This is a genomic window from Kribbella qitaiheensis (assembly GCF_042657745.1).
Taxonomy (GTDB): Bacteria; Actinomycetota; Actinomycetes; order Propionibacteriales; family Kribbellaceae; genus Kribbella; species Kribbella qitaiheensis.
Genome location: NZ_JBHSKE010000005.1, coordinates 249,197 through 275,281 on the forward strand (window position 1 = coordinate 249,197; position 26,085 = coordinate 275,281).

Below are 26,085 nucleotides of genomic sequence, written 5' to 3' on the forward strand. Positions count from 1 at the left end.
GGGGCATCCGCTCAGCGGGGTCCTCGGGTCAGACCGGGTGGACGCAGTCGATCGCGGACGGGTGGACGTCAGGCGGGTACTCGAGCAGCAGGACGGACCTGACCAGGCCGTCGAGCGCCTCGTACTCGTGGACGGTATTGGCGCGGAAGGCGAGGTAGTCGCCGGGGCCGAGTTCCTGCGGACGACCTTGCGCGGTGATCCGGAGGCGGCCGGTGAGGATGACGTGGTGCTCGGTCCCGGGATGACCGTCCGAGTGCTGGACCGTGCCGGGGCGGATCTGCTGGTCGTAGATCTCGAGCAGCGCCCCCGGATTCTCCAGCCGCCGGAGCATCCGGAGATCGACGGCGTCCCCGCTCAGCACGTCGAGGTCGGTGGACCGCACGAGCACCAGGTCGGATGGCGGCGGCTCGTTCAGCAGCGACGACACCGGCACACCCAGAGCGTTCGACAGACTGAACACCGTCTCGATCGTCGGATTTCCGGCCCCGGACTCCAGCTGCGACAACGTGCCCTTCGCGATCCCGGACCGCCGAGCCAGCTCCGACAACGAGATCCCCTGCTCATCCCGCCGCGCACGCAGGTTCGTCCCCAGCACCTTCCCCGCACCCTGACCAGCCACAGCCGGAGCATGTCACACCCCCACCCCCACCCGTGAGCACTTCCGCAGCCACCAAGGAATGAGCCTCGCGGTTTGGACGAGAGGCGGTTGGGGCACCACGCGAGGTTGATGGCAGACGAATCCGAAGGCACAGTTCTCCTGGCCGGCGCGGCCAACCTCGCGATCGCGGTCGCCAAGTGCATCGCCGGGCTGCTGTCGGGGTCCACCGCCCTGCTCGCCGAAGCCGCGCACTCCGTCGCCGACACGCTCAACCAGGTCTTCCTGCTCACCGCGCTGAAGCGCAGCCGGAAGCCCGCGGACGCCCTGCACCAGTTCGGGTACGGGATGGAGCGCTACTTCTGGTCGCTGCTCGCGGCGGTCGGCATCTTCGTCCTCGGCGCCGGTTTCTCCATCGCCGAGGGCATCCGCGCGGTGCTCGCCCCGGAACCGGTCGCCGCACTGGCAGTCGTGTACTCCGTCCTCGTCGTCTCCTTCATCTTCGAGGGCATCTCCTGGTTGCGCGCGGTCCGGCAGGTCCGCCGGGAGGCCCACGACCAGGGGATCTCGGCGCTGGACCACCTGAAGGAGGCCGAACCGGCGGTGAAGACGGTCGCCTTCGAGGACTCGGCGGCGCTGATCGGCCTGGTGATCGCGGCGGCGGGAGTCACGCTCAGCACGGTCACCGGTGAGGAGTTCTGGGACGGCGCCGCGTCGATCGCGATCGGGCTGCTGCTGATCGGGGTCGCCTTCGCGCTCGGCCGCGACAACAAGTCGATGCTGATCGGCCAGGCGCTTCCCGACGACGTCCAGGACGAGATCCGCCGCCTGATCGCCGGCACCCAGGGGATCGACGCGGTCGTCGAACTCCTCAGCCTGCGCCTCGCCCCGGATCAGGTCCTGGTGGTCGCCCGGGTCGACCTCGACGACTCCGAGACCACCGGCGCCGCGGTCGAACAACTCGCCGAGCGGATCGACCTCGCAGTACGCCGCCAGTTCCCGATCGTCCGCCACCTCTACTTGGACCCAACGCCTGCGACCAGCCTCGACCCGGGCCCAGCCAGTCAGCCCTGACGGCGGTGTCGCAGGTCAGTCCTCGGGGCGGTTGGCGACTATGACGGCTATGGGCGGGATCACGGCGGCCACGGCGCTCATGCCGATGGCGACGGGGATCGAGAACAGGCGGACCACAAACCAGGCCAGCCCGATCAGGGTCAGGCAGGTGCCCATCAGCCAGAAGTACGCCTTGCGCCGGTCAGGCCGCTTCATCGCACACTCCCTTCACCGCTGCCAGTCTCCCACCGCACCGTGAACCTGAAGGTGGGCTGAAGGTGGGGAGCGGGGTACGGCGGGTCGCAGGGTGCGGGTGGGAGGATGGGCGGATGGCGGCGAGGGTCCTGGTGGTCGAGGACGCGGAGGCGATCAGGACCGCGGTGGGGATCGCGCTGGAGGAGGCGGGCTGCGCCGTCCTCACCAGAGGTGACGGTGACACGCTCGAGAAGGACCTGGCGGAGTTCCGGCCTGATCTGGTGCTGCTGGACGTGATGCTGCCCGGCCGGGACGGATTCGCGCTGCTGGAGATCGTGCGGCAGACCTCGAATGCGGGGATCGTGCTGTTGACCGCGCGGGATGCCGTCGAGGACCGGTTGCACGGGTTGCGGACCGGCGCCGACGACTACGTGGTCAAGCCGTTCGTTCTCGCCGAACTGATCGCCCGGGTCGAGGCCGTACTGCGGCGCATGGGCCGGCTGCGGACGGTTCTCGAGGTCGACGACCTGGTGATCGACGTGGAAGCCAGCGCGGTGACGCGAGCGGGCAAGCCGATCGAGCTGACCGCCACCGAGTTGAAGTTGCTGACGTTCCTCGCCGGGCGGCGGGACAAGGTGGCCGGCAAGGCGCAGATCCTGGCCGCGGTCTGGGGCTACGACGATTACGCGGCCAACCTGGTCGAGGTCCACGTCAGCGCCCTGCGCCGCAAACTCGGCAGCCCCCAACTCCTGCACACCGTCCGCGGCGCCGGCTACATCCTCCGCACTCCTGAAGACAACAGCGGGGCAGAGCAGGCACTGTGAGCGGGTTGCGGACGGTGTCGTTGCGGCGGCGAGTGACGGTCACGGCGCTGGTGGTGCTGCTGCTCGTGCTGCCGATCACTGGGCTGGCGGTGAAGGCGATCTTCGACGCGCAGGCCGAGCGCAACCTGAACACCCTGCTCAACGGCCGCGCCCAGCTCGCCCAGCAACTCGCGCGGCAGAACGTCCAACCGGCCAACCTGGTACGTCGAATCGATGCCGACGGCATCCGAGTGACTCTCATCCTGCGCAACGGCCAGCAACTGGGCGCGCCGGGGGTGGAACCGAGCGGTGAGATCCGCCAGGTGAAGACCACCCTCCAAGGCGGCGCAAGGACTCGCGGAGCAACTCTCCTCCTCTCCGCCGATACCTCGCTGCTCGACGGCGCAAGCCGCACCCTGCAACGGGTTCTGCTCCTCTCCGGCGCCGCCGCCCTCCTGATCACCGCCCTCGCGCTCATCCTCGGCATGCGCTTCGCCCTCGCTCCGCTCGACGCGATGACCTCCCTGGCGCGATCCATCGCCGCCGGCCGAAGAGGAGGTCGCCTGCAGCCGACCCGCCCCGATACCGAACTCGGCCGTACCGCCGCGGCCTTCGACGAGATGCTCGACTCGCTCGAAGGCGCGGAACGGACAGCCCGCGGCTCGGAGGAGCACTTGCGTCAGTTCGTCGCCGATGCCGCCCACGAACTCCGTACTCCGGTCACCGGCCTCCAGACCGCGGCGGAAACCCTGGTCCAGCTCGGCCCGGACGCCCCCTCGGAACGCCGCGAGGAACTGGAACTCCTGCTGGTCAGGGAGTCCCGCCGAGCCGGCGCCCTGGTCGCCGACCTGCTCGAGCTCGCCCGGATCGACGCCGGCCTCGTACTGCGTCGCCGACCCGTCCGGCTGAAGGATCTCGCCCAGGCCCAGGCCGACCGCCTCCGGCTGGTCGCTCCCGGCCATACCGTCCAGCTCAGCGGAGCGGACGTCGAGATCGCCGTCGACCCCGACCGCGTCACCCAGATCCTCGCGAACCTGGTCGACAACGCCCGCAACGCGACCGGCGACAGCGGTCTCATCCAGCTCCACGTCACCGCCACTCCGGACCACGCCGAGATCGTTGTCCATGACAACGGCCCCGGGGTTCCGCCGGCGGACCGGGAGCGGATCTTCCAGCGCCTGGTCCACGGCAACCGCAGCCGCGGTTCCGGCCTCGGCCTGCCCATCGCAAGGGGTTTCGCCCGAGCCCACGGCGGCGATCTCGTCTGCCTCGACCAGGGGCCGGGAGCAACCTTCCTGCTGACGCTCCCGTACAGCGCCTGACGGTTTCAGACCTTGAGCAATCCGTCGACGCTCCCCGTGTGACCGGCGAGGATCCGCCCAGCATCCGCGCCCAGGACGTCCTGCAACACCGTGGCATAGACATCGCGGAAGTCCGTCGTCGCCTTCAGATCACCATTGGACAAATCGGTCAGGCTCGGCTGCTCGCCGTAGAACCCGCCCTGCACCTTGTCCCCGATGACGAACAGCGGCCCGGCTGTGCCGTGATCCGTCCCGTCACTCCCGTTCGCGCTCACCCGCCGCCCGAACTCGGAGTACACGAGAACGACCACCTGCCGGCCGCGGTCGCTGTTGCGCATCCGCTGCACGAACGGCGTCAACGCACCATCGAGCTCCGTCAGCAACCGCTGCTGGGTGCCACGCTCATCCGCGTGCGTGTCGAACCCGCCGAGCGACACCGAGTAGGCCCGTGTCGGAACACCCGCCTCGACCAGCCCGGCGACCAGCTCCAGCTGTGCACCCAGTTGCGACCCACCACCCGCGGAAGCACCCTTGGTCCGCTGCTCGTCCTCGTCGTCCTCCTTCTCCGGCTGGTCGTGGACCGCGCCGCCGAGCACCTTCACCGCGTTCTGCAGATCCTGCAGCGACTTCGCGGCCTGCGCCTGCCAATGCTCCTCACCGGAACTCGGCTGGCCCAAGGCGGCGAACGCAGTACCGACCTTGCCCGCGGGCAGTTTCAGACCGCGGACGGGTAGTGACGCTGCCGCCGTCGTTGCCCCTGCCAACAAAGGCGGCAGCGTCGGCTCGACCGACACCGCGTGCAGCGGATCGGCACCGGCGGCATCGAGCCAGCGCCCGAGCCAGCCGGTCGGCACGGGCGTCTTCGGCGACGCCGTCTGCCAGATCGCCATCGAGCGGAAGTGGCTGCGATCCGGTTCCGGGTAACCGACTCCGCGCACGATCGCGAGCGACTTGTCGTCCCAGAATCCCTTCAGCCCCTTCAGGCCCGGGTTGAACCCGAACCCTTCACCGAGATCGAGTACCTCGCTGGCTTCGTAGGCCAGGTCCGGCCGCGCCTTCTGGTACGCCGCGTCGGCCGCGGGGACCACGGTGTTCAGCCCGTCGTTGCCGCCGTACAGCGTGACCACCACGAGTACGGAATCCTCGCTGCTCAAGGGATTCTGTACGGCGGCGCTCATCAGGTCGGACCAGCTCACCTGGGTCGCTCCGACCGCGAGCGCGCCGGCCGCGGTGACTCCGCTCATGGTGAGGAACCGGCGTCGGGTCAGGTTGTCCATGATTCTCCTCAACCGCTCACTACGTATTCGGGCGCGCAGGCCGCGACGGCGGTCAACTGCGCGGGATCTGTCAGTCCGGCCAGCGCATCCTTCGTCCGCGTCGACCAGGCATCGACACCGAGCAACGCCCGTACTCCGTCGACGCGTGCGCTGGACTTCTGCAACTGCCCGAGCTCGGCCTTCCTGGCCAGCAACTGAGCGAGACGCAGCCGGGTCACCCCGGCCGAGGTGGTCAGCCAGCTCGCGCCCGAGGGCCAGCCGCCGACACTCGGTGGACGCAGCGGCAACTGCCCCATGCCACGGAGTCCGGCGAGCAGCACCATCCGGGTCTTGTCGTCGAGCTTGGCCGGCTGGATACCGAGGGCCCGCATCAGACCGACCGCCCACTCCACCGGCTGCTTCACCAACGCGGACGTGCTGTCCCGGAAGGCTGCCTCGGCGACCATCGCCTTCAGCACCGCGCCGATGTCCCGATTGCTCCCGTAGGCCGCGACGAGGCGCCGGACTGTCTCCGGAGAAGGCGGGGTCGACGAGACCAGCCGGAACCAGAGCCGCCCGATCACGAACTCCGCGGACTCGGGCTTCGCCAGTGCCAGGTCGACGAACTCCTTCGCTCCGAACTCGCCGGACTTCCCGAGGATCGTCTTCTCGCCGGCATCATGCCGCGCGGCGACGAACACGGCCTTCGCCGAGGTCCGACGTACGGTCCAACCGGTGAGGGCACGGGCGCCTTCGAAGACGTCGACCTCGGCGTAGTGGCCGATGCCCAGGGTGAAGAGCTCGAGGTACTCGCGGGCAAGGTTCTCGTTGGGCGAGCCCTTGCGGTTGTCGTTGCCGTCCAGCCAGCGGATCATCGCTGCGTCGACGACGAGCGCCTGGGCGAGATCGGTGAAGCTGCCGCGGGCGTTTGTCCGGAAGATCTGGTTCTGCGCGAGCATCAACGGCGCACTGCGGACCTTCTGGTTGCTGGTGGCGAAGTGCCCGTGCCAGAACCAGGTCAGCCGCTCGGTCGCGCGGTCGGAGGCGACCATCCGGTCGAGCCACCAACCGATCAGTCTCGCCTCCTGGGCTGCCCGCGCCTTGTTGGCGGCTTTCCTCGCGGCCCGGTCGGCCGCGGTCTTGTCCTCGTCGGCGCCCTTCTTCTTGGCGCCCTTCTCCTTGGGCGCCTTCGTGGGCTGCGGCGGTGTCAGGACCGGCGGCGGAGTGGTCGCGGCGTCGGCCGCGGTACTGAGCAGGCGCGCGAGCGTCGCCTCGAACCCGGCGTCCAGCTCTCCCGGCGCGGGCCCGAAGCCCAGCCGGTCGCACAACCGCCGGACGGCACTACGTTCACTGATCTCACCCATGCCCCCGATCCTGTCCAGCCCACCTGGCGCTCACCACCATCCGGCGCCGATCTTCAGCCAACCCACAGCCGTCCTCGGGGGCTCGTATGCTCGAACCGTCACACCGAGAGCCGGAGGGCGGCGTATGCGGATCGGCGAGTTGTCCGAGCGGACCGGCACACCGCCGCGCCTGCTGCGGTACTACGAGGAGCAGGGGCTGATCACCTCCGAGCGGTGCACGAACGGCTACCGCAGCTACACCGAGGCAACGGTGGATCGCGTGCGCCAGGTGCGCGGCCTGCTCGACGCGGGACTCCCGACCCGGATCATCAAGCAGATCCTGCCCTGCCTGGAGAAGCCGCGGGACCTCCCTGACGCGACGCCCGAGCTGATCGCCAGCCTCGAGCTCCAACGCGACCGGATGACCGCCCGGATCGATTGCCTCACGAAGAACCGGGACGCGGTCGCGGAGTACCTCGAGGCTGTTCTGGACCGTGACCGGCCAGATCGCGAGCAGCTAGATCGTGACGGGCTAGAGCTAGACCTTGGCCGGCAGGGCGAGCTTCGCGAGAGCGTCGACGAGCGGAGCTAGTTCCGGCAGCTCGCCGGCCTTCTCCAGCGCCCCGGTCAGTACGGCGTCGTGTGTCGGCTGAGCCTGGTCGAGCAGGTCGCGGCCCGCCTTGGTGACCTCGGTGTAGATGCCGCGGCGATCTGTCGGGCACAGGTACCGCTGCAGCAACTGGCGGTCCTCCAGGCGGTTCACCAGCCGGGTCGTCGCGGACTGGCTGAGCACCACCGCGTTCGACAACTGGTTCATCCGCAGGTGGTAGTCGTCCTGCCGGGCGAGCACGTCCAGCACGCTGTACTCACTCACGGAGAGCCCGTGCTGCTTCTGCAGCGCGCGCTCCAGCTCGTCCTCGATCCGGGCGTGCAGGGCCGCCAGCGTGCGCCAGCCCTGGGCCCGCGCCTCGGCGGCGTCATCCGGTAGTCCCACAACTCCTCCTCAAGGCCTCACTTGAACTTTATCGTTGCATGAGGCAGCATGGCGCTTGTGCAATAGCCCGCGTGTGCAACTATCGCGGACGCCGGTAACAGTCAGAAGGCTACCTTCGAGGAGAAGAAAGACCATGCCTGCCGCATTGCTAGCGCTGGCCATCGGTGCGTTCGGGATCGGCACCACCGAGTTCGTCATCATGGGCATGCTGCCGGAGGTCGCCGACGACTTCGGCGTCACCATCCCTTCCGCCGGCCTGCTGATCTCCGGCTACGCCCTCGGCGTGGTCGTCGGAGCCCCGCTGCTCACCGCGATCGGCTCGAAGATCTCCCGCAAGACCGTACTGATCTCGCTGATGGCGGTCTTCATCGCCGGCAACCTGATCTCCGCCCTGGCCCCCTCGTACGGCGTACTGATGACCGGGCGGATCGTGGCTGCGCTGGCGCACGGCGCGTTCTTCGGCGTCGGCTCGGTGGTCGCCGCGTCGCTGGTGCCGAAGGCGAAGCAGGCGAGTGCGATCGCGCTGATGTTCACGGGGCTGACCGTGGCGAACGTGTTCGGCGTTCCGGGCGGCACCGCGCTGGGTCAGCAGTTCGGCTGGCGTTCGACCTTCTGGGCGGTCACCGTGCTCGGCCTGATCGGCCTGCTCGGCATCGTCTTCCTGGTACCCCGGCAGGACACCGCCGAGGGTCCCGGGCTGCGCAGCGAACTCGCGATGTTCCGCAACCTGCAGGTCTGGCTGGCGCTGGCGATGACCGCGCTCGGCTTCGCCGGCGTGTTCGCCTCGTTCACCTACATCGCGCCGATGATGACCGAGGTGGCCGGCTTCTCCTCCGGGGCTGTCACCTGGCTGCTGGTGTTGTTCGGTGGCGGCCTGGTCGTGGGCAACCTGCTGGGCGGCAAGGCGGCCGACCGCTCGTTGATGCCCAGCCTGTACGCGATCCTCGCGCTGCTGGCCGTAGTACTGGTGGCCTTTGTCTTCACGGCCCATGGGCAGGTGTCCGCGGCGATCACGATCGCGTTGTTCGGTGCGGCCGGGTTCGCGACCGTCGCGCCACTGCAGAAGCGGGTGATGGACAAGGCCGCGGGCGCTCCGGCGTTGGCTTCCGCCGGGAACATCGCCGCCTTCAACCTCGGCAACGCGGTCGGCGCCTACCTCGGTGGTCTCACCATCGAGCACGGCCTCGGCTACACCGCCCCAAACTGGGTAGGCGCCGCCCTCGCCGCCTCCGGCCTAGCGATCGCACTGACCTCCGGCCTGCTGAACCGCCGTCGCCGCGCCGCCGTCACCCCCGAACCCGCTCTTGCCACTGTCTGAAGGAATACCTGATCCCCACTGTGAAGTTCGCGCGACCTGCGTCTCCACCTTCGAGCCGTCCCACCTGGACCACCTGGCGTCGACGTCCTCGGTAGTCCCCGCCGTCAACCAGGTCGAGCTCCACCCGTACCTGGTTCCAGCCCGAAGTACGGGCCTACGGCAACGACCACGGCATCGCCATTGAGGCCTGGAGCCCACTGGCCAAGGGCGGCTCGCTGCTCACCGGATCAGGGGAGTTCCCGGGCTGGCTTGTACCGAGCGACAGGCAGTACCGCCCCGATCGCCGGGGTTCCAGGCGCGGGCAGCATGCCCCGCCGGTCCCTGCGGCGACTACTTCCTGTCCTCCGGTACGCCGCCGCGCCCCGGCGGGCGGGGCATCGTAGGGGTTACCTGCCGGCGTTGTGGGTTGTCCCCCGGGCAAGTTCGACAGGTATGGCACAACAGCAGCCGGCAACCCCCTCCTATCCGTCCGGGGGCGGCGCGGTGGGGTGGTGGCCGGTGCCGGGCCGGCTGGCGGGTCCCACGGCGGCTGGCGGCTTGTAAGGCGTCAGCGGGCGAACAGCCCGTCATCGGGAGGCCGGTCGCGGGCCTGGAGCCGATGGCGCGCGGTTGAGGCCACACCTTGTGCACCAGGTGAGCGTTCGAGCCGCCCAGGCCTGCTCAGGTGGTGCACAAAGTGCCGGGGCCGGTCCCACGGGGGCCGGCCCCTACCGCTGCCGACAAGTTCGGTGACTTCTGGGACTTGGGGGGCCGGCGAAGGCGCCAGGACTGGTGCTCTCAGGCGACAGGCTTGGCGATGACGACGGCGTTGCTGAGGTAGGCGGTGCCGTCCCAGTCTTCGCAGGTGACCAGCACCAGGCGACCGGGGACGGTCTGGTCGAACAGTTGGGCGGCCTCCTTGGCCAGCGTCTTCTTGCGGTACACCTTCACGCCTACCACGGTGTAGGCGATGCTGCCCTTGCCCGTGGTCACCTTGACCACGTCCCCGGCCTTCAGTTGGTCGAGGTCGTCGAAGGCGCCGCCACCGGCGTGCACGGTGTGCCCGGTGATGATCGCCGAGCCCTTGGCCGCTCCAGGCCGGGCGCCGGCGGACCACCATCCCACCAGCCGCGGGTTGGACGGCGGGATGAGCGCACCCTTACGAACGCGGATCGGCAAGATCCTGGCGGACACGCCCAATCGCGGTACTGACACGCGGATGGGACTTCCGGAGGCGGCGGGCTTTCGGGTGCTGGTCGCCTTCGGCTTGGCCGGCGACTTGGAAGTCGTCGGCGGCACGGCGGTCGGAGTACCAGCCGTCGCGGCCGGTGATCCGGATGCCTTGGACGATGCAGGACTTGCCGCCGCGTGCGGCTGGGATGGGCCTTGATCGGCGGCCGACGGGTCGCCTCTGAACTCGACGTAGCCGCCGATCAGGACCAGAACGGCGCCCGCCACCAGGGCCGCCCTGGTCCACCGAGGTGAACCAGAGCGATCCGGGTGACGACGCTTACCGAACATCTCAGGCGGTGTGCTGACCGCGACGCAGCCGCGCCTTCAGGACACCGCCGAACAGCAGCAGGCCACCGAGAAGCAGCAGCCCCGCACCCCAGGTGCTCTGGTGGCCGGTGCTCGCCGAGGAGGCGGTGAGGACCGTCTCCTTACCTTGCTGACCCGCGTCAACGGCGGTCGGGACCACCGGAGCGCTGGTGCTGGGTGTGCTCGACGGCGCCACGGTCGGAGTCTCCGACGGGGTTTCGGACGGCGACTCGCTCGGGGTCTCCGAAGGCGTCACGGTCGGAGTCTCCGACGGGGTCTCGCTCGGCGTCTCCGACGGGGTCTCCGAAGGCGTCTCGGAGGGGGTCTCGGACGGAGTCTCGCTCGGAGTTTCCGAAGGTGTCTCAGACGGCGTCTCGCTCGGGGTCTCCGACGGAGTCTCGCTCGGCGTCTCCGACGGGGTCTCAGACGGCGTCTCGCTCGGAGTTTCCGACGGGGTCTCGCTCGGCGTCTCCGACGGAGTCTCCGAAGGCGTCTCGGACGGAGTCTCCGACGGAGTCTCCGACGGGGTCTCGCTCGGCGTCTCCGACGGAGTTTCCGAAGGCGTCTCGGACGGCGTCTCGCTCGGCGTCTCCGACGGAGTCTCGGACGGGGTCTCCGAAGGCGTCTCGGTCGGCGTCTGCGACGGAGTCGGCGTCGGCGTCGTCTTCTCGCCGAAGCAGAAGTTGACGTGGCTCAGGCCGTAGAACTTGTCGTTGCTCGAGTTGACCGGAGGGTGCAGTGACGCGCCGGCCTGCACGCCGCCAGGGCTGTAGTCGTAGAAGTTCGCGGCCGGGCCGCCCTTCACGATGACACCCAGCACGGACCCGCCAGTGGCGATGAAGTCCACCACCGTGCCGCCGATCTGGTCGCCGGCGTGGTCGGGATCATCGACGACGAGGGTCCGCCGCGACATCGTCACCGAGAACGCCCCGTTGGACTCGGTCCCCGCGTTCGGCGGATCGAACTTCACCTCGATCGAGCCGGGAATCACGTCTTCACACTTCGGGTTGCCGTCGATGATCGCGCCGTCGGCGGAGGCCGACGGGGCCATCAGCACCGTCACGCCCCCCAGTGCGAGGACGAGAGCACCTGCTCCGCCGAGGATGGTCGCGCCGCGCGTGCCGGCAGCTTTGGTCAGGGCATCACGAAATCGTGTGGCCCGCGATACGTCGTTCACAAGAATTTCCCCACTGCTCAAGCCGTCCGGTGGACAGGCGATTTTGCGGCCGACCTTGATTTCCGGTCACTCGATGTCGGCAACAGTCGATCCCCCTTGCCGACATCGTGAACCGATGCCGTGGTGTTACAGCCGACTCGGAGCAGCCTGCTGGGGACAACCGCTTGAGCGCAAGCCGAACGGCCGCGACTCGCCGAAGATCTGACATAACGAATTGAAAACGCCTGCGGACATGTGCGTGGAGTAGTTGACCGAAGCAAGAAATGGCAGTCACTTCCGCCTGGGTCCGGCCCGCAGAAGGGCTCGAGCTGAGCTAAAACGCTGTATTACTTAGTGAAACGGCGTATCCGCTAGGATCGGCCGGTGGCACGAGTGGCGAACGACAAGACGGTGCTGGGATCGGTCTGGCTGCGCGAGGAACCGGAGCGGACCCGTGCACCACTCAGCCGGGAAGACATCGTCGAGACCGCGATCAAGGTGCTTGACCGCGACGGCCTCGAACAGCTGTCGATGCGGCGAATGGCGGTCGAGCTCGGGACTGCCGCGACGTCCGCGCTGTACTGGCGGATCGCGAACAAGAACGATCTGCTCGAGTTGGCCGTCGACGCCGTGATCGGTGGGGCGCTGGTCGAGGCGGATGAGGGAGATTGGCGGGATCAGCTCACAGCGCTGGCGCAAGCGGCCTACGGAGTACTGGCTGATCATCCGTGGGCGCCGCAGTTGCTGGCGAGCCATGCGGGGCTCGGGCCGAATTACCAGGCCTACACCGAGCGCGTGCTGGGAGTGCTCAGCTCAGCGGGCTTCAAAGGCGTGCACTTGGACGCGGCAGTCTCGGCGGTCATCCACTATGTCGTGGGTGCCGCGGTGACGGATGCCGCCTGGACCGCGACCGTACGCCGGAGCGCGCTGACTGAGCGGGATTGGCCGACGGCTGCCGGGGATCAGCTCGGCGTGGAGCCGGACACGCTCGCCGCCTACCTGAGCCGCGACGACCTCGCCGGACCGGCGGCCCGCTTCCAGTCCGGCCTTCGCGCCATCCTGATCGGCCTCCGGCCCCGCCAGCTCCGCTGATCCCGCCTGCGCGAGCCGCGTAGTGAAGGCGGGCCCTCCACCCGACGGGTCAGAGGTCGGCGAAGGCTGAAGTCGGGGACTCGAAGGCGTCGGCGACGAAGCGGAGGAAGCCGGCTGCCAGACCGCCGTCGCAGACCCGGTGGTCGAAGACGAGCGACAGTTGGGTGAGCTTGCGGATGGCGAGCTCGCCGTCGACGACCCAGGGGCGATCGATGATCCGGCCGACGCCGAGGATCGCGACCTGCGGGTGGTTGATGATCGCCGCGCTGCCGTCGACGCCGAAGCTGCCGTAGTTGTTCAGCGTGAACGTGCCGCAGGACAGCTCGTTCGCGGTCAGCCGACCCTCCCGCGCCGAGCCCGTCAGCCGCCGGATCTCCGCGTCGAGGCCGCGCGCGGTCAGCGCATGTGCCCCGACGACAGCCGGTACGACGAGTCCGCGGTCGGTCTGCGCCGCCAGCCCGAGGTTGATCCCGTCGTACTGCACGAGCTCCTCGCGCTCGGTGTCGACGAAACCGTTCAGTTCCGGGTACTTCTGCAGCCCGGCCACCACGAACCGCGCCATCAGCGCGAGCAGTCCCGGACCAGGATCTGTGCTGGTGCGCAACGACTCCCGCAGCTCGACCAGCGCGGTGGCGTCCACGTCCACCCAGGTCGTCGCCTCGGGGATCTCCGCCCGGCTCCGGCTCAAGGTCGCCGCGACAGCCTTCCGGAACCCGCTCATCGGAATCCGCCGCAACTCCGGCAACCCGGTCCGGGAGTCAGCCGAGGCGGCCGGTGCCTGCGCGGCGGGAACCTGGGGGGCTGGAACTTCGGCGGCGGGCGTCTGCACGGTCGAGGCCGAGCCGGCGCCTCGGGCAAGCGCTGCGTCCGGGCGAGCACCCGCGATGGCGGCCTCGACGTCGCGGCGGACGATCAGCCCGCCGGCGCCGGAACCACTTACCTCGCGCAGATCCACCTTCGCGTCACGAGCCATCCGGCGTACCAGCGGGGAGATGACCAGCGGCACCGACGACGTGACCGCCTCGGCCACGATCGCAGTACGAGGCTTGCGACGCCGTCCGTTGCGCGCGCCCTCGGAGGTTCCGTAGCCGATCAGGACGTTCCCCGAGCCGGCTTGCTCCTCCTTGCGATAGGCCTCAGCGGCCTCGTCCTCTTCGCGACTTGACTCGGCCGCGGTGTCCTCGCGGCGCTCACCAGCGGCCGGCACACCGATCGTGATCAGCGGCTTTCCAACGTCGACCGTGCTGCCCTCCACGCCGTGCAGTTCGACCACGACGCCGGCGTACGGAGATGGCACCTCGACGATCGACTTCGCGGTCTCGACCTCGGCGACCGGCGCGTCCACCACCACGACGTCGCCCACGGCCACCAGCCAGCGGACGATCTCGGCTTCGGTCAGCCCTTCGCCGAGATCCGGCAGGAGGAAGGTCTGAGCGGTCGTCACGAGTCCTCCCACTGCAGGTCGTCCACGGCGTCGAGGATGCGATCCACGCCCGGCAGTTGGTGCCGCTCTAGCTTCGGCGGCGGGTAGGGGATGTCGAACCCGGTGACCCGCCGGATCGGCGCGGCCAGCGAGTGGAAGCAGCGTTCGGTGACCCGGGCAACGATCTCGGACGAGACGCTCGCGAACCCACTCGCCTCGGCGACGACGACAGCCCGCCCAGTACTGCGAACCGCCGCGCACACCGTCTCGTCGTCGAACGGCACGATCGAGCGCAGATCGACAACCTGCAGTTGGCGTCCTTCGGCAGCGGCGGCGTCGGCTGCCTCCAACGCGATCGGCACCGACGGGCCGTAGGCGATCAGCGTGGCGTCGCGGCCTTCCCGGCGGACGACGGCCTTCCCGATGCCCGGCTGCTCGGCGGTGAGATCGACCTCTTCCTTGGCCCAGTAGAGCTTCTTCGGCTCCATGAAGATCACCGGGTCGGGGAACTCGATAGCCTTGCGCAACAAGGTGTAGGCGTCCGCCACGGTGGCCGGCGCGACCACGGTCAGCCCGGGCGTGTGCGCGTAGTAGCTCTCGGACGAGTCGCAGTGGTGCTCGACCCCGCCGATGCCGCCGGCGTACGGCATCCGGATCACCATCGGCAGGGTGACCTTGCCGCGGGTACGGTTCCGCATCTTGGCGACATGCGAGACGACCTGCTCGAAGGCCGGGTAGCCGAAGGCGTCGAACTGCATCTCGACGACCGGGCGCATCCCGTTCATCGCGAGCCCGACCGCCATGCCGACGATGCCGGACTCGGCCAGCGGCGTGTCGAAGCACCGGTCCTCGCCGAACTCCGCGGTCAGCCCGTCAGTGATCCGGAAGACTCCGCCGAGCGCACCGACGTCCTCGCCGAACATCAGGACGGTGTCGTCGGCCCGCATCGCGTCCCGCAGCGCGTGGTTCAGCGCCTGGGCCATGGTGAGCTTCTGGTGCGACATCTCAGGCCTCTTCTCGCGCGATCTCGTCCTGCAGGAACGCCGCCTGCTCCTGCAACTGCGGCGTCTGCACCGCATACAGGTGCTCGAACAGCTCGGCCGGATCCGGCGAGACCTCCTGCATCAGCCCATCGCGGAGGTCGGCCGCGATCTTGTCTGCCGCCGCCGTCGCCTCCGCGCGGTGCGCTTCGTCCAGCAGGCCTTGCTCGGTCAGGTAGGCATCCAGCCGCTTGATCGGATCACGCTCGAGCCAAGGAGTGACCTCCTCGTCGTCGCGGTACCGGCTCGCGTCGTCGGCGTTGGTGTGCGCCTGCACGCGATACGTGTGTGCCTCGACGAGCTGCGGGCCCTCCCCCGCTCGGGCCTTGTCGACCGCCTGTCCCAGCACTGCGAGCAGCCCGGCCAGGTCGTTGCCGTCGGCCCGTTCCCCGGGTACGCCGTACCCGATGCCCTTGTGCGCGAGGGACGGTGCGACGGTCTGCCGCGCGAGGGGTACGGAGATCGCGTACTCGTTGTTCTGGATGAAGAAGACCACCGGCGCCTTGAAGACGGCGGCGAAGTTCAGGGCCTCGTGGAAGTCGCCCTCGCTGGTCGCGCCGTCTCCGCAAAGCGCCATCACGACGGTGTCCTCGCCCTTGAGCCGGGCGGCGTGCGCGACTCCGACGGCGTGCAGCAACTGCGTCGCCAGCGGCGTCGACTGCGGCGCCACGTTGCGCTCGTGCGGGTCGTACCCGGAGTGCCAGTCGCCCCGCAGCAGCGTCAGCGTCTCGATCGGGTCGACTCCGCGGCTGATGATGGAGACCGTGTCGCGGTAGGTCGGGAACAGCCAGTCCTGCTCGCGCAGCACCATGGTGGCCGCGACCTGGCAGGCCTCCTGGCCGTGCGACGACGGGTAGACGGCGAGCCGACCCTGCCGGACGAGCGCGCCGGCCTGGTCGTTGATCCTGCGGCCCACGACCAACTGTGCGTAACCGTCGACGAGGGCGTCCGCGGACGGCATCCCGTACTGCGGGTTGTCGTGCCGGGCGCCGTGCTCGTCGATCAACTGAACTGGTTCGGCGGAGGGGAGCAAACGCTCCTCGACGGTGGTCATGGACCCTCCTGCACAGGAGACGGACGGATGCTTCATCGTCATACTTCTGGCCATTCGGATCCATAGCTGGAAGAATCACGAGATGTTTGGTCTCAGTCAGCAACCCTGAGGAGCAGAATGTCCGACCAGGTGATCACCGCGGCGGCGGAAGCTGGACAGATGGTCGTCGCCCCGGCGCTCGACGAGATCGACCGGCAGATCGTCGCGGCCCTGAGCCAGGACGGCCGGCTGTCGATCCGGGCCCTCGCGGACCAGGTACACATCTCCCGCGCGAACGCCTACGCCCGGGTCGAACGCCTCACCGGCACTGGCGTCATCACCGGCTTCACGGCCACCGTGGACTCGCTGAAACTAGGCCTCGCGACCTCGGCATACGTCACCCTCAGTCTCCGCCAGAGCTCCTGGCGAACCTTGCGGGAACAACTCCAGGCCATCCCCGAGGTGAAACACATGGCGCTGGTCGGCGGCGACTTCGACGCCATCCTCCTGGTCCGGGCCGCCGACAACGAGGGCCTCCGCCGAGTAGTCCTCGAAAAACTCCAAGCCATCCCCGAAGTCTTGGCCACCCGCACCGCCCTGATCTTCGAAGACCTCGGCACGCTGTGACGTCGCCCTGAACCACCACCACGGAGTCAAGACAACGCCACTGGCGGAATTCACCACCGACGAGTGCCCCTGAGCCCCGGAGTACAGGTCAGTACTACGCGCCGTGGCGGCGGTGGCGGTCGGTGTAGGAGCGGAGGGCTCGGAGGAAGTCGACCTCGCGGAAGGCGGGCCAGTAGGCCTCGCAGAAGTAGAGCTCGGAGTAGGCGCTCTGCCAGAGCAGGAAGTTCGACATCCGCTGCTCGCCGCTGGTGCGGATGATCAGGTCCGGGTCCGGCTGGCCGACGGTGAACAGGTGCTTGGTGATGTCGTCGGCGCTGAGTGTCTCCGCGAGGCTGTCGAGGTCGTTGCCGGCCTCCGCCTCGGACTCCAGCAACGAGCGGACCGCCTCGACCACCTCCTGCCGACCGCCGTACCCGACCGCGAGCGTGATGTGGTTGCCGGTGGCGCAGTCCTTCGTCGCCTCGACGGCGCCCTTCAACGCGTACGCCGTACTGTCCGGCAGCAGGTCGAGCAGTCCCGCGATGTGCACCTGCCACCGCCCGCCGGGTTCCGCGAGCCGGTTGGCGAGGATGTCCTCCGTGACCTGCATGAGGTGAGCGACCTCGGCATCCCCGCGCTTGACGAGGTTCTCGGTCGAGCAGAGAAAGATCGTCACGTGCGGGATCCCGGCCGTCTCACACCAGCCGAGCAGATCCCCGATGTGCTCGGCCCCGTAGCGGTGCCCGACACTCGGATTCGCATGCCCCTGCCCCCGAGCCCACCGCCGATTCCCATCAATCACGACACCGATGTGCCCCGGCAACGCACTTCCGCGCAACTGAGCCCGGAGGCGGCGAACATACAAGGCATACAACGGTCCGAGAGCAGGCATGCCAAGCAACCTACCCACCCACACACACTCGTGAACCGACCGCCGGAAACGCCACCGGGCCAACCACCCGCCGGTACGGAGGATCCCGGCAGGTATTCAGCCCTCGGACCACTCAGTGGTTGGTTGGCCGAGTTTGTGGGTGCCGAAGGTCCATTCGAAGCCTTCGGGGTCGGCTACGCGGCAGCGGTAGTTGCCCCACTCGGTGGTGTCCGGGGTCCAGACGGACTCGGCGCCTGCCTGCGTAGCGGACGCGTGGATCTCGTCCACTGCGGCCTCGGAGTCGAGCGCGATGTAGCTCCCGTACCCGACACTGTCCCCCTTCCGCGCGGGCCGTTCGTAGCCCACCTCGTCGGTGAACAACGTGATCGCCACCCCGTCACGCCGCATCTCCGCGTGCATGATGCCGCCCTTGTCGTCGGGGTACTCCATCGTCGTCTCGAACCCGAAAGCCTTCTCCAGCCACCGCAACGCCGCCACCGCGTCCCGGTACCCGAAGTACGCATGCAAACTGGCTCCACTGCTGTTCTCAGTCATAGAAACAGCGTCCCGCCCGAAGCGGCCAGCTCTTGACCTCTACTTCAATTTCATCCGGCTCGGCGCCTATGACCCCCCGGCGGCTCGGGCTCGCGCCGCCGGGGTTCAAGTGGGCTACTGCTGGAAGTGGCCGGGGCCTAGGACCTGCCAGGCGTTGGCGGTGGGGTCGGTGATCGAGCGGGTCGGGATGGTGAAGGTGCGGACCTGCTTGTTCGGGCGGCTGATGGCCCAGAAGGTCGGCTTGGATGACGAGCGGTCCCAGGCGATGCCCTGGCCCTGGACGTCGGGGAGATCGACGGTGGCGACCCACTCGAGTTCGGCGCCGGCCTTGGGCAGGTTCATCACGTACGCCTCGCCGAGGTCGTGCCCGGTCAGCCAGAGCCGGCCATCCGGTGCCCACGATCCGCCGGAGTTGCTCATCGGCTTGAACTTGTCGAGGATCTGCTTCGGGATCGTCCAGGACTCGGTGACCTCGAACTTGTCGTCCAGCTTCACCACCTGGGTGTTGTAGGTCTCCCCGTACGGCGTGGTCTGGCCGTCCTGGATCACGTCGTAGTTCGCGAACCCCGCCCACCAGGCGCCGTCGTGCCGGTCCAACCAGGTCAGCGAGCCGCGGTAGATGCCGAAGCTGAAGGTGTCGACGTGCCGCATCGTCTTGGTGTCGAACACCTCGATCGAGCTCTCCATCGGCGAGTCCGGGTAGTTCGAGTGCACGGCGTACAACTTGCTGCCGACAACCACTCCGCTGTCCATGTGCTGGAACGGACCACCCTCCACCCCGGCGAACTGCAGCAGCGGCTGGCCGGTGGTCCGGTCGTGCTTGGTGATCGTGGTGTTGTTCACCGCGTAGAAGTACTTCTGGTCGACGGCGACAGCCTGGTTCGCGTCGAACGCGGCGTACGACCGCAGCGGCGTCGCGGCGAACGACGGCGGCTCGGCAGCGGCCGCAGTACCGGCAGCCTGTACTGCGGGTGCTGTGGCTGACGCGGTCGGCAGGGCGACCAGCGCGAGGAATGTGGTTGCCACCAGCAAGGCGGACAGTTTCGGGCGGATCCTGTCATCCTCCAGGCGATGTGATTCAGACCGGGTGGAGGCAGTTTCACCGTGGTCGCGGTGCAGGCCCGGAACACCCCGCGCCAACTGGATGAATGGTGAATGAATGACCCTTGCGGCAGGCAACTGCGGTGAGGCCAGGAGTCTCCGATCCCTTCGTCGGTCCGGACCAGCGTGCGTTGGAGGAGATGCTTGCCGGCTTCGAGCCGGCCGGTACGGCATAGTGCCCGTCTCAGCGATCGACGGCTGGATGATGCTCGGCACGCGCAGCACTCGCCCGAGCGGCTCGCTGTCGGCGGAACCAGATGAACAGCGCGATGCACGGGATCAGCAGGCCGCCGACGCCCAGGACCAGGAAGTCCCAGAAGGCGCCGACGTGGTCGACCAGCCAGCCGAAGTTCTGCCCGAAGAACCCGGTGACGAAGGTGAGCGGCAGGAACACCGTGGCGAGGATGGTGAGCTGCTCGATCGTCGCGTTCTGCCGCACGCTCACCTTCGTCTGCTCGACCGAGATCACCGCCATGTTCGCCTCCAGCACGGTGGCGAGCAGATCGCGTTGCGCGGCGACCTCCTCGTTCACCAGCACCAGGTGGTCGTGGACGTCGCGGAAGTACGGCAGCAGGCCGGTGTTGCGCGCACCGCGCTCCAAGGTCGCCAGTACCGCGAGCAGCGGGTGCACCGCGCGGTAGAAGTCGGTCACCTCGCGGCGGAGGAAGTAGATCCGCTCGGTCGGTGCGACGGATCCCGCGAACACCGTGGCCTCGACCTGCTCGATGTCGCGTTCGAGCTCGACCACAACCGGGCCGTACCCGTCCACGACCTGGTCCAGGATCGCCCAGAGCACCGAGTTCGTGCCGTTCTCCAGCAGCTCGGGGCGTTGCTCGAGCCGGGTGCGCGCGCCGTGCAGCTCACTCGCCACCCCCTGGCGGACGGTGATCACGAACGCCTTCCCGACGAACACACTCACCTCCCCGAAGTCCACCTCCTCCCGCTCGTCGTCGTACCGGGCGGTCCGCAGGATCACCAGCCGGATGTCGCCCTCGTACGGCTCCACCTTGGGCCGCAGGTGGAAGGTGCGGGCGTCCTCGACGGCGAGTTCGTGCAGGCCGAAGCTCGTGCTCGCCTGGTCGAGCTCCTCCATGGTCGGGTCGAACAGCCCGAGCCAGACGAACCCACCCTGCCGGCACCGTTCAGCGGCCTCCTCGACCGACATCGCCCCGACATGCTGACGACGCCCGTCGAGGTAGTAAGCGCAGTCGACGATCATGGTCTGCTCCTCACTGTCGCGCGGCCGGTACTGCGGCCGTGGTACCCCCGATCCTGACTCTCGCGACGGCCGGGAAATAGGCTTGGCGGGACAAAGCCTCGATGAACTTCCCGACCCGTGCTCGTCAGAGGAGATCCGTGATGGCCCGTCCTACCGTGCTGATGCCCGGCCCGATGAACCGGTCGGTGCTCGCCGGTACCGCGGAGCACTTCGAGGTGATCCGGCTCTGGGAGGCGGACGACCCGGAAGCCGTACTGGCCGAACGGGGCAAGGACATCGTTGCCGTCGCCAACTCGGGGACGACGATCGACGGCGCCTTCCTGGACAAGCTGCCGTCGCTGCAGATCGTGGCGAGCTTCGGCGTCGGGTACGACAAGATCGACGCGGCGGCCGCGGCGGAACGCGGTGTGGTGGTCACGAACACGCCGGGCGTGCTGGACGACGAGGTCGCCGACACCGCGCTCGGGCTGCTCCTGATGGCTGCCCGGCAGCTCCCGCAGGCCGAGCGGTATCTGCGGGAAGGGAAGTGGAAGGAGCGGGCGTATCCGTTGACGCCGGCAACGTTGAAGGGCCGGACGATGGGGATCCTCGGGTTCGGCCGGATCGGCGAGGCGATCGCGCACCGGGCCGAGGCGTTCGGAATCTCCATCGCCTACCACAACCGCAGCCAGAAGGACGTTGCCTACCGCTACTATCCGTCGCTGCTGGAGCTGGCGCGTGCCGTCGACATCCTGGTGGTCGTGATCCCGGGCGGCGACGAGACCCGGCACCTGGTGAACGCCGAGGTGCTCGAGGCACTCGGTCCCGACGGAATCCTGGTCAACGTGGCCCGCGGGACTGTGGTCGACGAGGCCGCGCTGGTCGACGCGCTGCGCTCCCGGACGATCCTGAGCGCCGGACTGGACGTCTTCGAGCACGAACCGGACGTGCACCCCGGTCTGCTGGAGCTCGACAACGCGGTACTGCTCCCCCACGTGGGATCCGCCACAATCCCGACCCGCGACGCGATGGGCCGCCTGGTCGTGGAGAACCTGGTCAGCTGGTTCGCCACCGGCGTACCGGTGACTCCTGTCCAGGAGTCGAGGGATCTGGTAGGCAGAGGGCGTGGCTGATCAAACCGACGTCCGAAAGATCGCGCTCGAACTGCCGGAGGTCCGGGAGGCGGAGGACCGTTTCGCGTTCTCCGTCGAGAGGCGGGGGTTCGCCTGGGGCTGGCTGGAGCGGCCCGACCCGAAGAAGAAGCGCGTCGTGAACCCCGAGGTCCTGGTCGTCCGGGTGGCCGACGAAGGCGAGAAACAGTCCCTCCTGGCCGCCGACCCGGCCAAGTTCTTCACCGAACCCCACTACGCCAACTACCCCGCCATCCTCGTCCGGCTCCCCGCCATCACCACCGCCGAACTCCGCGAACTCCTCACCGACGCCTGGCGCCTCCAAGCCCCCAAATCCGTCATAACCACCTTCGACGAGGCCTGATCACCCGCCTGATGACCACCGACACCTGCGCGACCTGCGGGCGGGCGAGCGACGCCCACGACCGCCACGTGCGCTTCACCCTCCCCGATCCCATCCTCGACCTGCCCGACTGGGAGCAGACTCCAGGCTTCTGGATGAGCCATGAGACCCCGGTCGAGTCGGTGATGATGCAGGTGGAGGGCTACGGAGCCTTCATCCGGGCACTCCTCCCGATCCACCTGGAGGGAGGGCACAAGCTCACGTACGGCGTCTGGATCGGCGTCCACCCGGCAGCCTTGCAGGAGGCCTTCGCCGTCTGGTGGGGCGAGAACCCGGCCTACCTGGACCTACGCCTCGACGGCATCCTCGCGAACCGCCTCGAGCCCTGGGACCTTTTCGCCGTACCGGTCATCGCCACAGTGAAGAACCAGGACGAAACCCCTTACTGCACCGAGTCCTCCGACCCCCTCCTGTCGCGCGTCCTGACAGAGGAATGGCCCCACGAGACCGTCCTCAGCTAGCAGGCTGGGTGGTGGGGAGGTCCCAGATTCGGTTGGTTTGCCAGGCATATTCCCAGGCCTGGATGTCGGGGGGCTCGATGCCGAAGCCGGTGAGGATGGCGCAGACCTGCTCGCGGTGGTGGTTCGCGTGGTTGAGGGACTGGGCGATGAAGATGCCGGCCCGGGTGCCGCGGGTGCCGTCGTCCACGATGATGATCCGCTCGACCTCGATCGGCTTGGAGAGGGTGTCCTCCCAGAGCAGCCGCGCCTCCTCGGCCCACTGCTCGAGCGTGTCGAAATCGGCCGTCTCGTTCCCGTCGGCCCACGGCAACTGCTCGCTGTCCGCCAGCCGGCGCAGATAGCTTCCGTCGCACGTGATGATGTGGTGCAGCGTCGCGAGGATCCCGCCGAAGGTGCCGACACCCGTGACTTCCAGCTGTTCCGCCGTGAAGTTCTGGTCCCGGCAGAACGCGAGCAGATGCTTCGTCGCCCAGTTGTTGTGCCGGATTGCGTCGAGCAGCACCTCGTTCACGATCTCTCCCGTCGGTCGCCGGTTCCTCCGACGGTAGATCGTGACGCCGCACCAGACGTACCCATTTATCCACGGAGAGTGCCGAGGATCTCCTCCCAATGATCGTGGAGCGAACCGAGATGTCCCGCGCCCTCGCGAACCACCAGCCTCGCGCCGGGAATGCTCGCGGCGAACCACTCGCCGTTCCGGACGGAGGCGTTCGCATCGAGCTCGCCGTACCAGAAGGTGGTCGCGCAGCTGACCTGCGACGGGTCGAAATCCCAAGCCCTGAAGGTGATCGCGGCGTCGCGGAGATACCCGTTCGGGTTGATCAGGGCCTCCCGGACCGAGCCCGCGAGCTCGCCAGGCGTCAGCCGCGCGAGGACCTCGGCGTCGAGGGACGACACCCGCTCGGTGAACCGCCGGACCAGCGCCTCGTCGTCGGGATCCCCAGGCGCGAGGCTCTCGACGTATGCCTCGAACTCCGGCCGGGCCAGCTCGATCGTGTCCTCGACCGACCTGCGTGCGAAGTCCGCGAAGTACTCCTGCTTGTCTGCTGACAGGTCGTCCCGGTGGATCGGCGGATCCAGCTCGGTCAGGATCGCCGGGCTCGCGACGACGCCGACCGCCGTCACCCGCCCGGGCTGCCGAACCGCGCACGCCAGCGCATACGGACCCCCGATGGACATGCCGAGTACGGCGTACCGCTCGATGCCGAGCAGGTCCGCCACCGCGGCAACGTCGTCCGCCACCGACCCGTGGGTGGAGGCAGCCTCGTCCGACCAGCCGTAGCCCGGCCGGTTGACCGAGATCAGGCGGACGCCGGTACTCCGCGCCGCCTCGTCTCCGGCGAACGCCGCATGCCGCGTGTCCGGGCAGCCGTGCAGGAAGAACACGACCGGTCCGGCCTCCGAACCACCCTGCCAGTACTGCGCCTGCCGGCCGTCCGGCAGGCGCAGCAGGTCAACGAACACTAGCCCTGCGGTTGGCTGACGTTCACCATCCAGCCGATGCCGAACTTGTCGACGCACATGCCGAACTCGTCGCCCCACATCTGCTTCTCCAGCGGCATCGTCACGGTGCCACCGTCGGCCAGACGCTCGAAGTACCCGCGGAGCTCGCCACCGTCGTCGCCGCTGAGGCTGATGGTGCCGTTGCTGCTCTGCTGCATCCCCTCGGGCGTATCCGCGCCCATCAGCACATACCCTGAGGGGCTCTCGAGCTGGCCGTGCATGATCTTGTCAGCGTCCGGCGAATCCGCCGCGCCGAACTCTCCGAACGTGTTGATCGCCAGCTCACCGCCGAACACGTCGCGGTAGAACTCCAGCGCCTGCCGCGCGGTGCCGTCGAAGCTGATGTACGGATTGAGTCGCGAAGCCATCACTAACCCCCTGGTCCAAGGACCGCTCGTTGCCCGGATACTGCCTAGGCTTCGCACCCTAGACCCACCCTCCGACAGTCCACGAGCCCTCGAAGAGCACGGTTCTCCGCCGGTTCCGGCACGAATCCGTCGCGTGATCGGGCAGTCGCGGAGGGGGCGCGGCGCCGGCCGCCCGACCTGCGCTCACGACTAGGGTCGGCGGTCATGATCCTGCGGCACATCACCATCGATTCCGGCGATCCCTACGCGCTCGCCACCTTCTGGAGCGAGGTCACCGGCTGGCCCGTCTCGGCGACCGACGAGCCCGGCGACACCGAAGTACTGGTCGAGTCCCCGAGCCCCGTCCCCGGCCTGCTCTTCATCGCCGTACCTGAGGCCAAGACCCTCAAGAACCGAGTCCACATCGACTGGCAACCCACCGACCGCACCCGCGACGAAGAGGTCGACCGCCTCCTCGCCCTCGGCGCCACCATCCACGAGGACCACCGCCAACCCAACGGCCGCGGCTGGGTCACCCTGCTCGACCCCGAGAACAACGAGTTCTGCATAGAACGCAGCCAGTCCGAAACCGACAGCTGACCCCCGGTACTACGGTCCGCGGGCGTGGTTGGGTGGGTGGATGAGAGCTGCAGCTGTTGTCGAGACCGTCGGCAGGATCGTGGAGGCTCGCTGGCCGACCACCGAGGCGGAGCGCGTCGGGTTGTTCGCTGAGGTCGGCTTCGTGGACCTCGCCGGCGGCGACAGGCAGTTCACCGCGCTCGGCGGCGAGGGCCGGTGGAGCACGTACGACGACCAGTTCCTCGGCTTCAGCCTGTTCCTGTTCGAGGGAGAGGCGCGTCCCCGGTACGACGAGCTGCGGCGGCTGCTGATCGAGAAGTTCGGGGCGCCTCTCGAGGAGTGGGGTTCCGCCGAGCTGCCGGCGATCGCCTGGAACGTGCGGGACCTGGTGATGTCGATGTACTGCCATGCCGACCAGGCCAACTGCGTCCAACTGGCCCTGGAGCACGCCGAGCGATCGGCCGCCAGTGAACATCGCGCGGGTGTCGAGCGTTAGTTGACGCGTTGGACCAGTTCGATGGGGTTGTCGTCGAGGTCGGCTACCCAGGCGACTCGTAGGCTCCCCAGCCAGTCGTGCGGGGTGGACAGCGGCTTGGCGCCGGCTGCGACCAGGCGGGCGTAGGCGGCGTCGGTGTCGTCGGTCCAGAGGACGATCTCCATGCCGCGGCCGGGCTGGGTGAGATCGAGCGGAAGGCCGTGGTCCGCGATCGCCGAGTCGACCGAAGCGATGCCGATCTTGAAGCCGTCCAGGACGAGTTCCACGTGGATCGGCTCGCCGTCGGCCGGCGTACGGAACGTCTCCTCGAAGCCGAGGCTGCGGTAGAACCCGACCGAGCGGACCACGTCCGCCGAGTAGATGTTGACCTGCGCTGCGGAGAACATCTGCCGACCCTAGTGGTCCCCCGAGGGCGCGAAACCTCGCCCGCCGCAGCCGCAGAGTGTGCTCCGCCCGCGCTGAGGGGGTTCGCCCACTGTCAGAGCAGTGGGGTAACCCCCAGAGGAGGCAGCGAACCCTCCGAGGAGGTAGCGAACCCCCCCAGAGCACTAGCGGTCCCCCGGGAGGGCGCGAAACCTCGCCCGCGCAGCCGCACAGTGTGCTCCGCCCGCGCTGAGGGGGTTCGCCCACTGTCAGAACAATGGGGTAACCCCCAGAGGAGGCAGCGAACCCCCCGAGGAGGTAGCGAACCCCCCAGAGCACTAGCGGTCCCCCG

The 26,085-nt window shown here is 68.5% G+C and carries 31 protein-coding genes; 13 read left to right on the forward strand and 18 right to left on the reverse strand.

Features of this window, described 5'->3' with window-relative positions:
- Positions 1-28: 28 nt before the first annotated feature.
- Positions 29-619, reverse strand: a complete 591-nt coding sequence (locus ACFPJ1_RS04240) for a helix-turn-helix domain-containing protein (RefSeq protein WP_380101481.1) — start codon at positions 617-619, stop codon at positions 29-31.
- Between the two features lie 108 nt (positions 620-727).
- Here ACFPJ1_RS04240 and ACFPJ1_RS04245 point away from each other — a divergent pair, with 108 nt between their 5' ends.
- Positions 728-1,669, forward strand: a complete 942-nt coding sequence (locus ACFPJ1_RS04245; protein ID WP_380101482.1) for a cation diffusion facilitator family transporter — start codon at positions 728-730, stop codon at positions 1,667-1,669.
- Positions 1,670-1,684: 15 nt separating this feature from the next.
- Here ACFPJ1_RS04245 and ACFPJ1_RS04250 read toward each other — a convergent pair whose 3' ends face one another.
- Positions 1,685-1,864: a DUF3099 domain-containing protein gene (locus ACFPJ1_RS04250; RefSeq protein ID WP_132189509.1), complete on the reverse strand. Its 180-nt coding sequence runs from the start codon at positions 1,862-1,864 to the stop codon at positions 1,685-1,687.
- Positions 1,865-1,977: 113 nt separating this feature from the next.
- Between ACFPJ1_RS04250 and ACFPJ1_RS04255 the strand changes: the two genes are divergently transcribed.
- Both ACFPJ1_RS04255 and ACFPJ1_RS04260 read left to right on the forward strand, forming a co-directional pair.
- A complete protein-coding gene (locus ACFPJ1_RS04255) occupies positions 1,978-2,667 on the forward strand; it encodes a response regulator transcription factor (protein ID WP_380101483.1) in 690 nt (229 codons plus the stop codon).
- Positions 2,664-3,968, forward strand: a complete 1,305-nt coding sequence (locus ACFPJ1_RS04260) for a HAMP domain-containing sensor histidine kinase (RefSeq protein ID WP_380101484.1) — start codon at positions 2,664-2,666, stop codon at positions 3,966-3,968. The genes ACFPJ1_RS04255 and ACFPJ1_RS04260 overlap by 4 nt, the downstream gene beginning before the upstream one ends.
- 5 nt (positions 3,969-3,973) lie before the next feature.
- Here the strand turns inward: ACFPJ1_RS04260 and ACFPJ1_RS04265 are convergent, their stop codons facing one another.
- Both ACFPJ1_RS04265 and ACFPJ1_RS04270 read right to left on the reverse strand, forming a co-directional pair.
- Positions 3,974-5,224, reverse strand: a complete 1,251-nt coding sequence (locus tag ACFPJ1_RS04265) for a DUF1501 domain-containing protein (protein WP_380101485.1) — start codon at positions 5,222-5,224, stop codon at positions 3,974-3,976.
- An 8-nt stretch (positions 5,225-5,232) separates the two neighbouring features.
- The gene (locus ACFPJ1_RS04270) at positions 5,233-6,567 is read right to left on the reverse strand and encodes a DUF1800 domain-containing protein (protein WP_380101486.1); all 1,335 of its coding nucleotides are present in this window, start codon (positions 6,565-6,567) and stop codon (positions 5,233-5,235) included.
- A 124-nt stretch (positions 6,568-6,691) separates the two neighbouring features.
- On the opposite strand from ACFPJ1_RS04270, the gene ACFPJ1_RS04275 reads away from it, so the two are divergent.
- A complete protein-coding gene (locus tag ACFPJ1_RS04275; protein WP_380101487.1) occupies positions 6,692-7,138 on the forward strand; it encodes a MerR family transcriptional regulator in 447 nt (148 codons plus the stop codon).
- On the opposite strand, the gene ACFPJ1_RS04280 is transcribed toward ACFPJ1_RS04275, so the two are convergent.
- Positions 7,085-7,540 (reverse strand): MarR family winged helix-turn-helix transcriptional regulator, encoded by a 456-nt coding sequence (locus tag ACFPJ1_RS04280; protein ID WP_380101488.1) that lies wholly within the window; start codon positions 7,538-7,540, stop codon positions 7,085-7,087. The genes ACFPJ1_RS04275 and ACFPJ1_RS04280 overlap by 54 nt on opposite strands.
- A 133-nt stretch (positions 7,541-7,673) precedes the next feature.
- Between ACFPJ1_RS04280 and ACFPJ1_RS04285 the strand changes: the two genes are divergently transcribed.
- Positions 7,674-8,858 carry an MFS transporter gene (locus tag ACFPJ1_RS04285; protein WP_380101490.1) on the forward strand — a complete coding sequence of 395 codons (1,185 nt, stop codon included), beginning with the start codon at positions 7,674-7,676 and terminating at the stop codon, positions 8,856-8,858.
- A gap of 777 nt (positions 8,859-9,635) precedes the next feature.
- On the opposite strand, the gene ACFPJ1_RS04290 is transcribed toward ACFPJ1_RS04285, so the two are convergent.
- Positions 9,636-10,052: a class F sortase gene (locus tag ACFPJ1_RS04290; RefSeq protein ID WP_380101518.1), complete on the reverse strand. Its 417-nt coding sequence runs from the start codon at positions 10,050-10,052 to the stop codon at positions 9,636-9,638.
- A 4-nt stretch (positions 10,053-10,056) separates the two neighbouring features.
- Between ACFPJ1_RS04290 and ACFPJ1_RS04295 the strand changes: the two genes are divergently transcribed.
- Complete coding sequence (locus tag ACFPJ1_RS04295) at positions 10,057-10,227, forward strand: hypothetical protein (RefSeq protein ID WP_380101521.1); 171 nt, start codon at positions 10,057-10,059, stop codon at positions 10,225-10,227.
- Positions 10,228-10,359: 132 nt separating this feature from the next.
- Here the strand turns inward: ACFPJ1_RS04295 and ACFPJ1_RS04300 are convergent, their stop codons facing one another.
- Positions 10,360-11,553 carry a superantigen-like protein SSL4 gene (locus ACFPJ1_RS04300; protein ID WP_380101491.1) on the reverse strand — a complete coding sequence of 398 codons (1,194 nt, stop codon included), beginning with the start codon at positions 11,551-11,553 and terminating at the stop codon, positions 10,360-10,362.
- Positions 11,554-11,916: 363 nt separating this feature from the next.
- Here ACFPJ1_RS04300 and ACFPJ1_RS04305 point away from each other — a divergent pair, with 363 nt between their 5' ends.
- Positions 11,917-12,624, forward strand: a complete 708-nt coding sequence (locus ACFPJ1_RS04305) for a TetR/AcrR family transcriptional regulator (RefSeq protein ID WP_380101492.1) — start codon at positions 11,917-11,919, stop codon at positions 12,622-12,624.
- Between the two features lie 49 nt (positions 12,625-12,673).
- Here the strand turns inward: ACFPJ1_RS04305 and ACFPJ1_RS04310 are convergent, their stop codons facing one another.
- From ACFPJ1_RS04310 to pdhA, 3 genes are read right to left on the reverse strand one after another with little or no spacing between them, the layout of a single operon-like run.
- Complete coding sequence (locus ACFPJ1_RS04310; RefSeq protein WP_380101493.1) at positions 12,674-14,068, reverse strand: dihydrolipoamide acetyltransferase family protein; 1,395 nt, start codon at positions 14,066-14,068, stop codon at positions 12,674-12,676.
- Positions 14,065-15,051, reverse strand: coding sequence for an alpha-ketoacid dehydrogenase subunit beta (locus ACFPJ1_RS04315; RefSeq protein ID WP_380101495.1), 987 nt, complete (start codon positions 15,049-15,051; stop codon positions 14,065-14,067). The genes ACFPJ1_RS04310 and ACFPJ1_RS04315 overlap by 4 nt, the downstream gene beginning before the upstream one ends.
- Before the next feature lies 1 nt (position 15,052).
- Positions 15,053-16,141, reverse strand: coding sequence for a pyruvate dehydrogenase (acetyl-transferring) E1 component subunit alpha (pdhA, locus tag ACFPJ1_RS04320; RefSeq protein ID WP_380101496.1), 1,089 nt, complete (start codon positions 16,139-16,141; stop codon positions 15,053-15,055).
- Between the two features lie 117 nt (positions 16,142-16,258).
- On the opposite strand from pdhA, the gene ACFPJ1_RS04325 reads away from it, so the two are divergent.
- Positions 16,259-16,747 (forward strand): Lrp/AsnC family transcriptional regulator, encoded by a 489-nt coding sequence (locus ACFPJ1_RS04325; protein ID WP_380101497.1) that lies wholly within the window; start codon positions 16,259-16,261, stop codon positions 16,745-16,747.
- A 94-nt stretch (positions 16,748-16,841) separates the two neighbouring features.
- Here ACFPJ1_RS04325 and uppS read toward each other — a convergent pair whose 3' ends face one another.
- From uppS to ACFPJ1_RS04345, 4 genes are all read right to left on the reverse strand, one after another.
- Positions 16,842-17,618 carry a polyprenyl diphosphate synthase gene (gene uppS / locus ACFPJ1_RS04330; RefSeq protein ID WP_380101499.1) on the reverse strand — a complete coding sequence of 259 codons (777 nt, stop codon included), beginning with the start codon at positions 17,616-17,618 and terminating at the stop codon, positions 16,842-16,844.
- Positions 17,619-17,714: 96 nt separating this feature from the next.
- On the reverse strand, positions 17,715-18,152 hold the full coding sequence (locus tag ACFPJ1_RS04335; RefSeq protein WP_380101500.1) for a VOC family protein: 438 nt from the start codon (positions 18,150-18,152) through the stop codon (positions 17,715-17,717).
- A 114-nt stretch (positions 18,153-18,266) separates the two neighbouring features.
- A complete protein-coding gene (locus ACFPJ1_RS04340) occupies positions 18,267-19,178 on the reverse strand; it encodes a hypothetical protein (protein WP_380101519.1) in 912 nt (303 codons plus the stop codon).
- A 259-nt stretch (positions 19,179-19,437) separates the two neighbouring features.
- Positions 19,438-20,472, reverse strand: coding sequence for a magnesium and cobalt transport protein CorA (locus tag ACFPJ1_RS04345; protein WP_380101501.1), 1,035 nt, complete (start codon positions 20,470-20,472; stop codon positions 19,438-19,440).
- A 140-nt stretch (positions 20,473-20,612) separates the two neighbouring features.
- Here ACFPJ1_RS04345 and ACFPJ1_RS04350 point away from each other — a divergent pair, with 140 nt between their 5' ends.
- The 3 genes from ACFPJ1_RS04350 to ACFPJ1_RS04360 are packed head-to-tail and all read left to right on the forward strand — an operon-like array spanning position 20,613 to position 22,445.
- A complete protein-coding gene (locus ACFPJ1_RS04350) occupies positions 20,613-21,584 on the forward strand; it encodes a 2-hydroxyacid dehydrogenase (RefSeq protein ID WP_380101502.1) in 972 nt (323 codons plus the stop codon).
- On the forward strand, positions 21,577-21,945 hold the full coding sequence (locus ACFPJ1_RS04355; RefSeq protein ID WP_380101503.1) for an MmcQ/YjbR family DNA-binding protein: 369 nt from the start codon (positions 21,577-21,579) through the stop codon (positions 21,943-21,945). Before ACFPJ1_RS04350 ends, ACFPJ1_RS04355 begins: the two co-directional genes overlap by 8 nt.
- A gap of 11 nt (positions 21,946-21,956) precedes the next feature.
- A complete protein-coding gene (locus tag ACFPJ1_RS04360; protein ID WP_380101505.1) occupies positions 21,957-22,445 on the forward strand; it encodes a DUF2199 domain-containing protein in 489 nt (162 codons plus the stop codon).
- On the opposite strand, the gene ACFPJ1_RS04365 is transcribed toward ACFPJ1_RS04360, so the two are convergent.
- The 3 genes from ACFPJ1_RS04365 to ACFPJ1_RS04375 form a co-directional block, all read right to left on the reverse strand.
- Positions 22,438-22,956 carry a DinB family protein gene (locus tag ACFPJ1_RS04365; RefSeq protein WP_380101506.1) on the reverse strand — a complete coding sequence of 173 codons (519 nt, stop codon included), beginning with the start codon at positions 22,954-22,956 and terminating at the stop codon, positions 22,438-22,440. The genes ACFPJ1_RS04360 and ACFPJ1_RS04365 overlap by 8 nt on opposite strands.
- A 65-nt stretch (positions 22,957-23,021) precedes the next feature.
- Positions 23,022-23,909: an alpha/beta fold hydrolase gene (locus tag ACFPJ1_RS04370; RefSeq protein WP_380101507.1), complete on the reverse strand. Its 888-nt coding sequence runs from the start codon at positions 23,907-23,909 to the stop codon at positions 23,022-23,024.
- Entirely contained in the window at positions 23,909-24,316 is a 408-nt protein-coding gene (locus ACFPJ1_RS04375) for a VOC family protein (protein ID WP_380101508.1), read from the reverse strand. The genes ACFPJ1_RS04370 and ACFPJ1_RS04375 overlap by 1 nt, the downstream gene beginning before the upstream one ends.
- Before the next feature lie 204 nt (positions 24,317-24,520).
- On the opposite strand from ACFPJ1_RS04375, the gene ACFPJ1_RS04380 reads away from it, so the two are divergent.
- Entirely contained in the window at positions 24,521-24,895 is a 375-nt protein-coding gene (locus tag ACFPJ1_RS04380) for a VOC family protein (RefSeq protein WP_380101509.1), read from the forward strand.
- Positions 24,896-24,935: 40 nt separating this feature from the next.
- Positions 24,936-25,370 carry a hypothetical protein gene (locus ACFPJ1_RS04385; RefSeq protein ID WP_380101510.1) on the forward strand — a complete coding sequence of 145 codons (435 nt, stop codon included), beginning with the start codon at positions 24,936-24,938 and terminating at the stop codon, positions 25,368-25,370.
- Here ACFPJ1_RS04385 and ACFPJ1_RS04390 read toward each other — a convergent pair.
- Entirely contained in the window at positions 25,367-25,756 is a 390-nt protein-coding gene (locus ACFPJ1_RS04390) for a VOC family protein (protein ID WP_380101511.1), read from the reverse strand. The genes ACFPJ1_RS04385 and ACFPJ1_RS04390 overlap by 4 nt on opposite strands.
- Between the last annotated feature and the right edge of the window lie 329 nt (positions 25,757-26,085).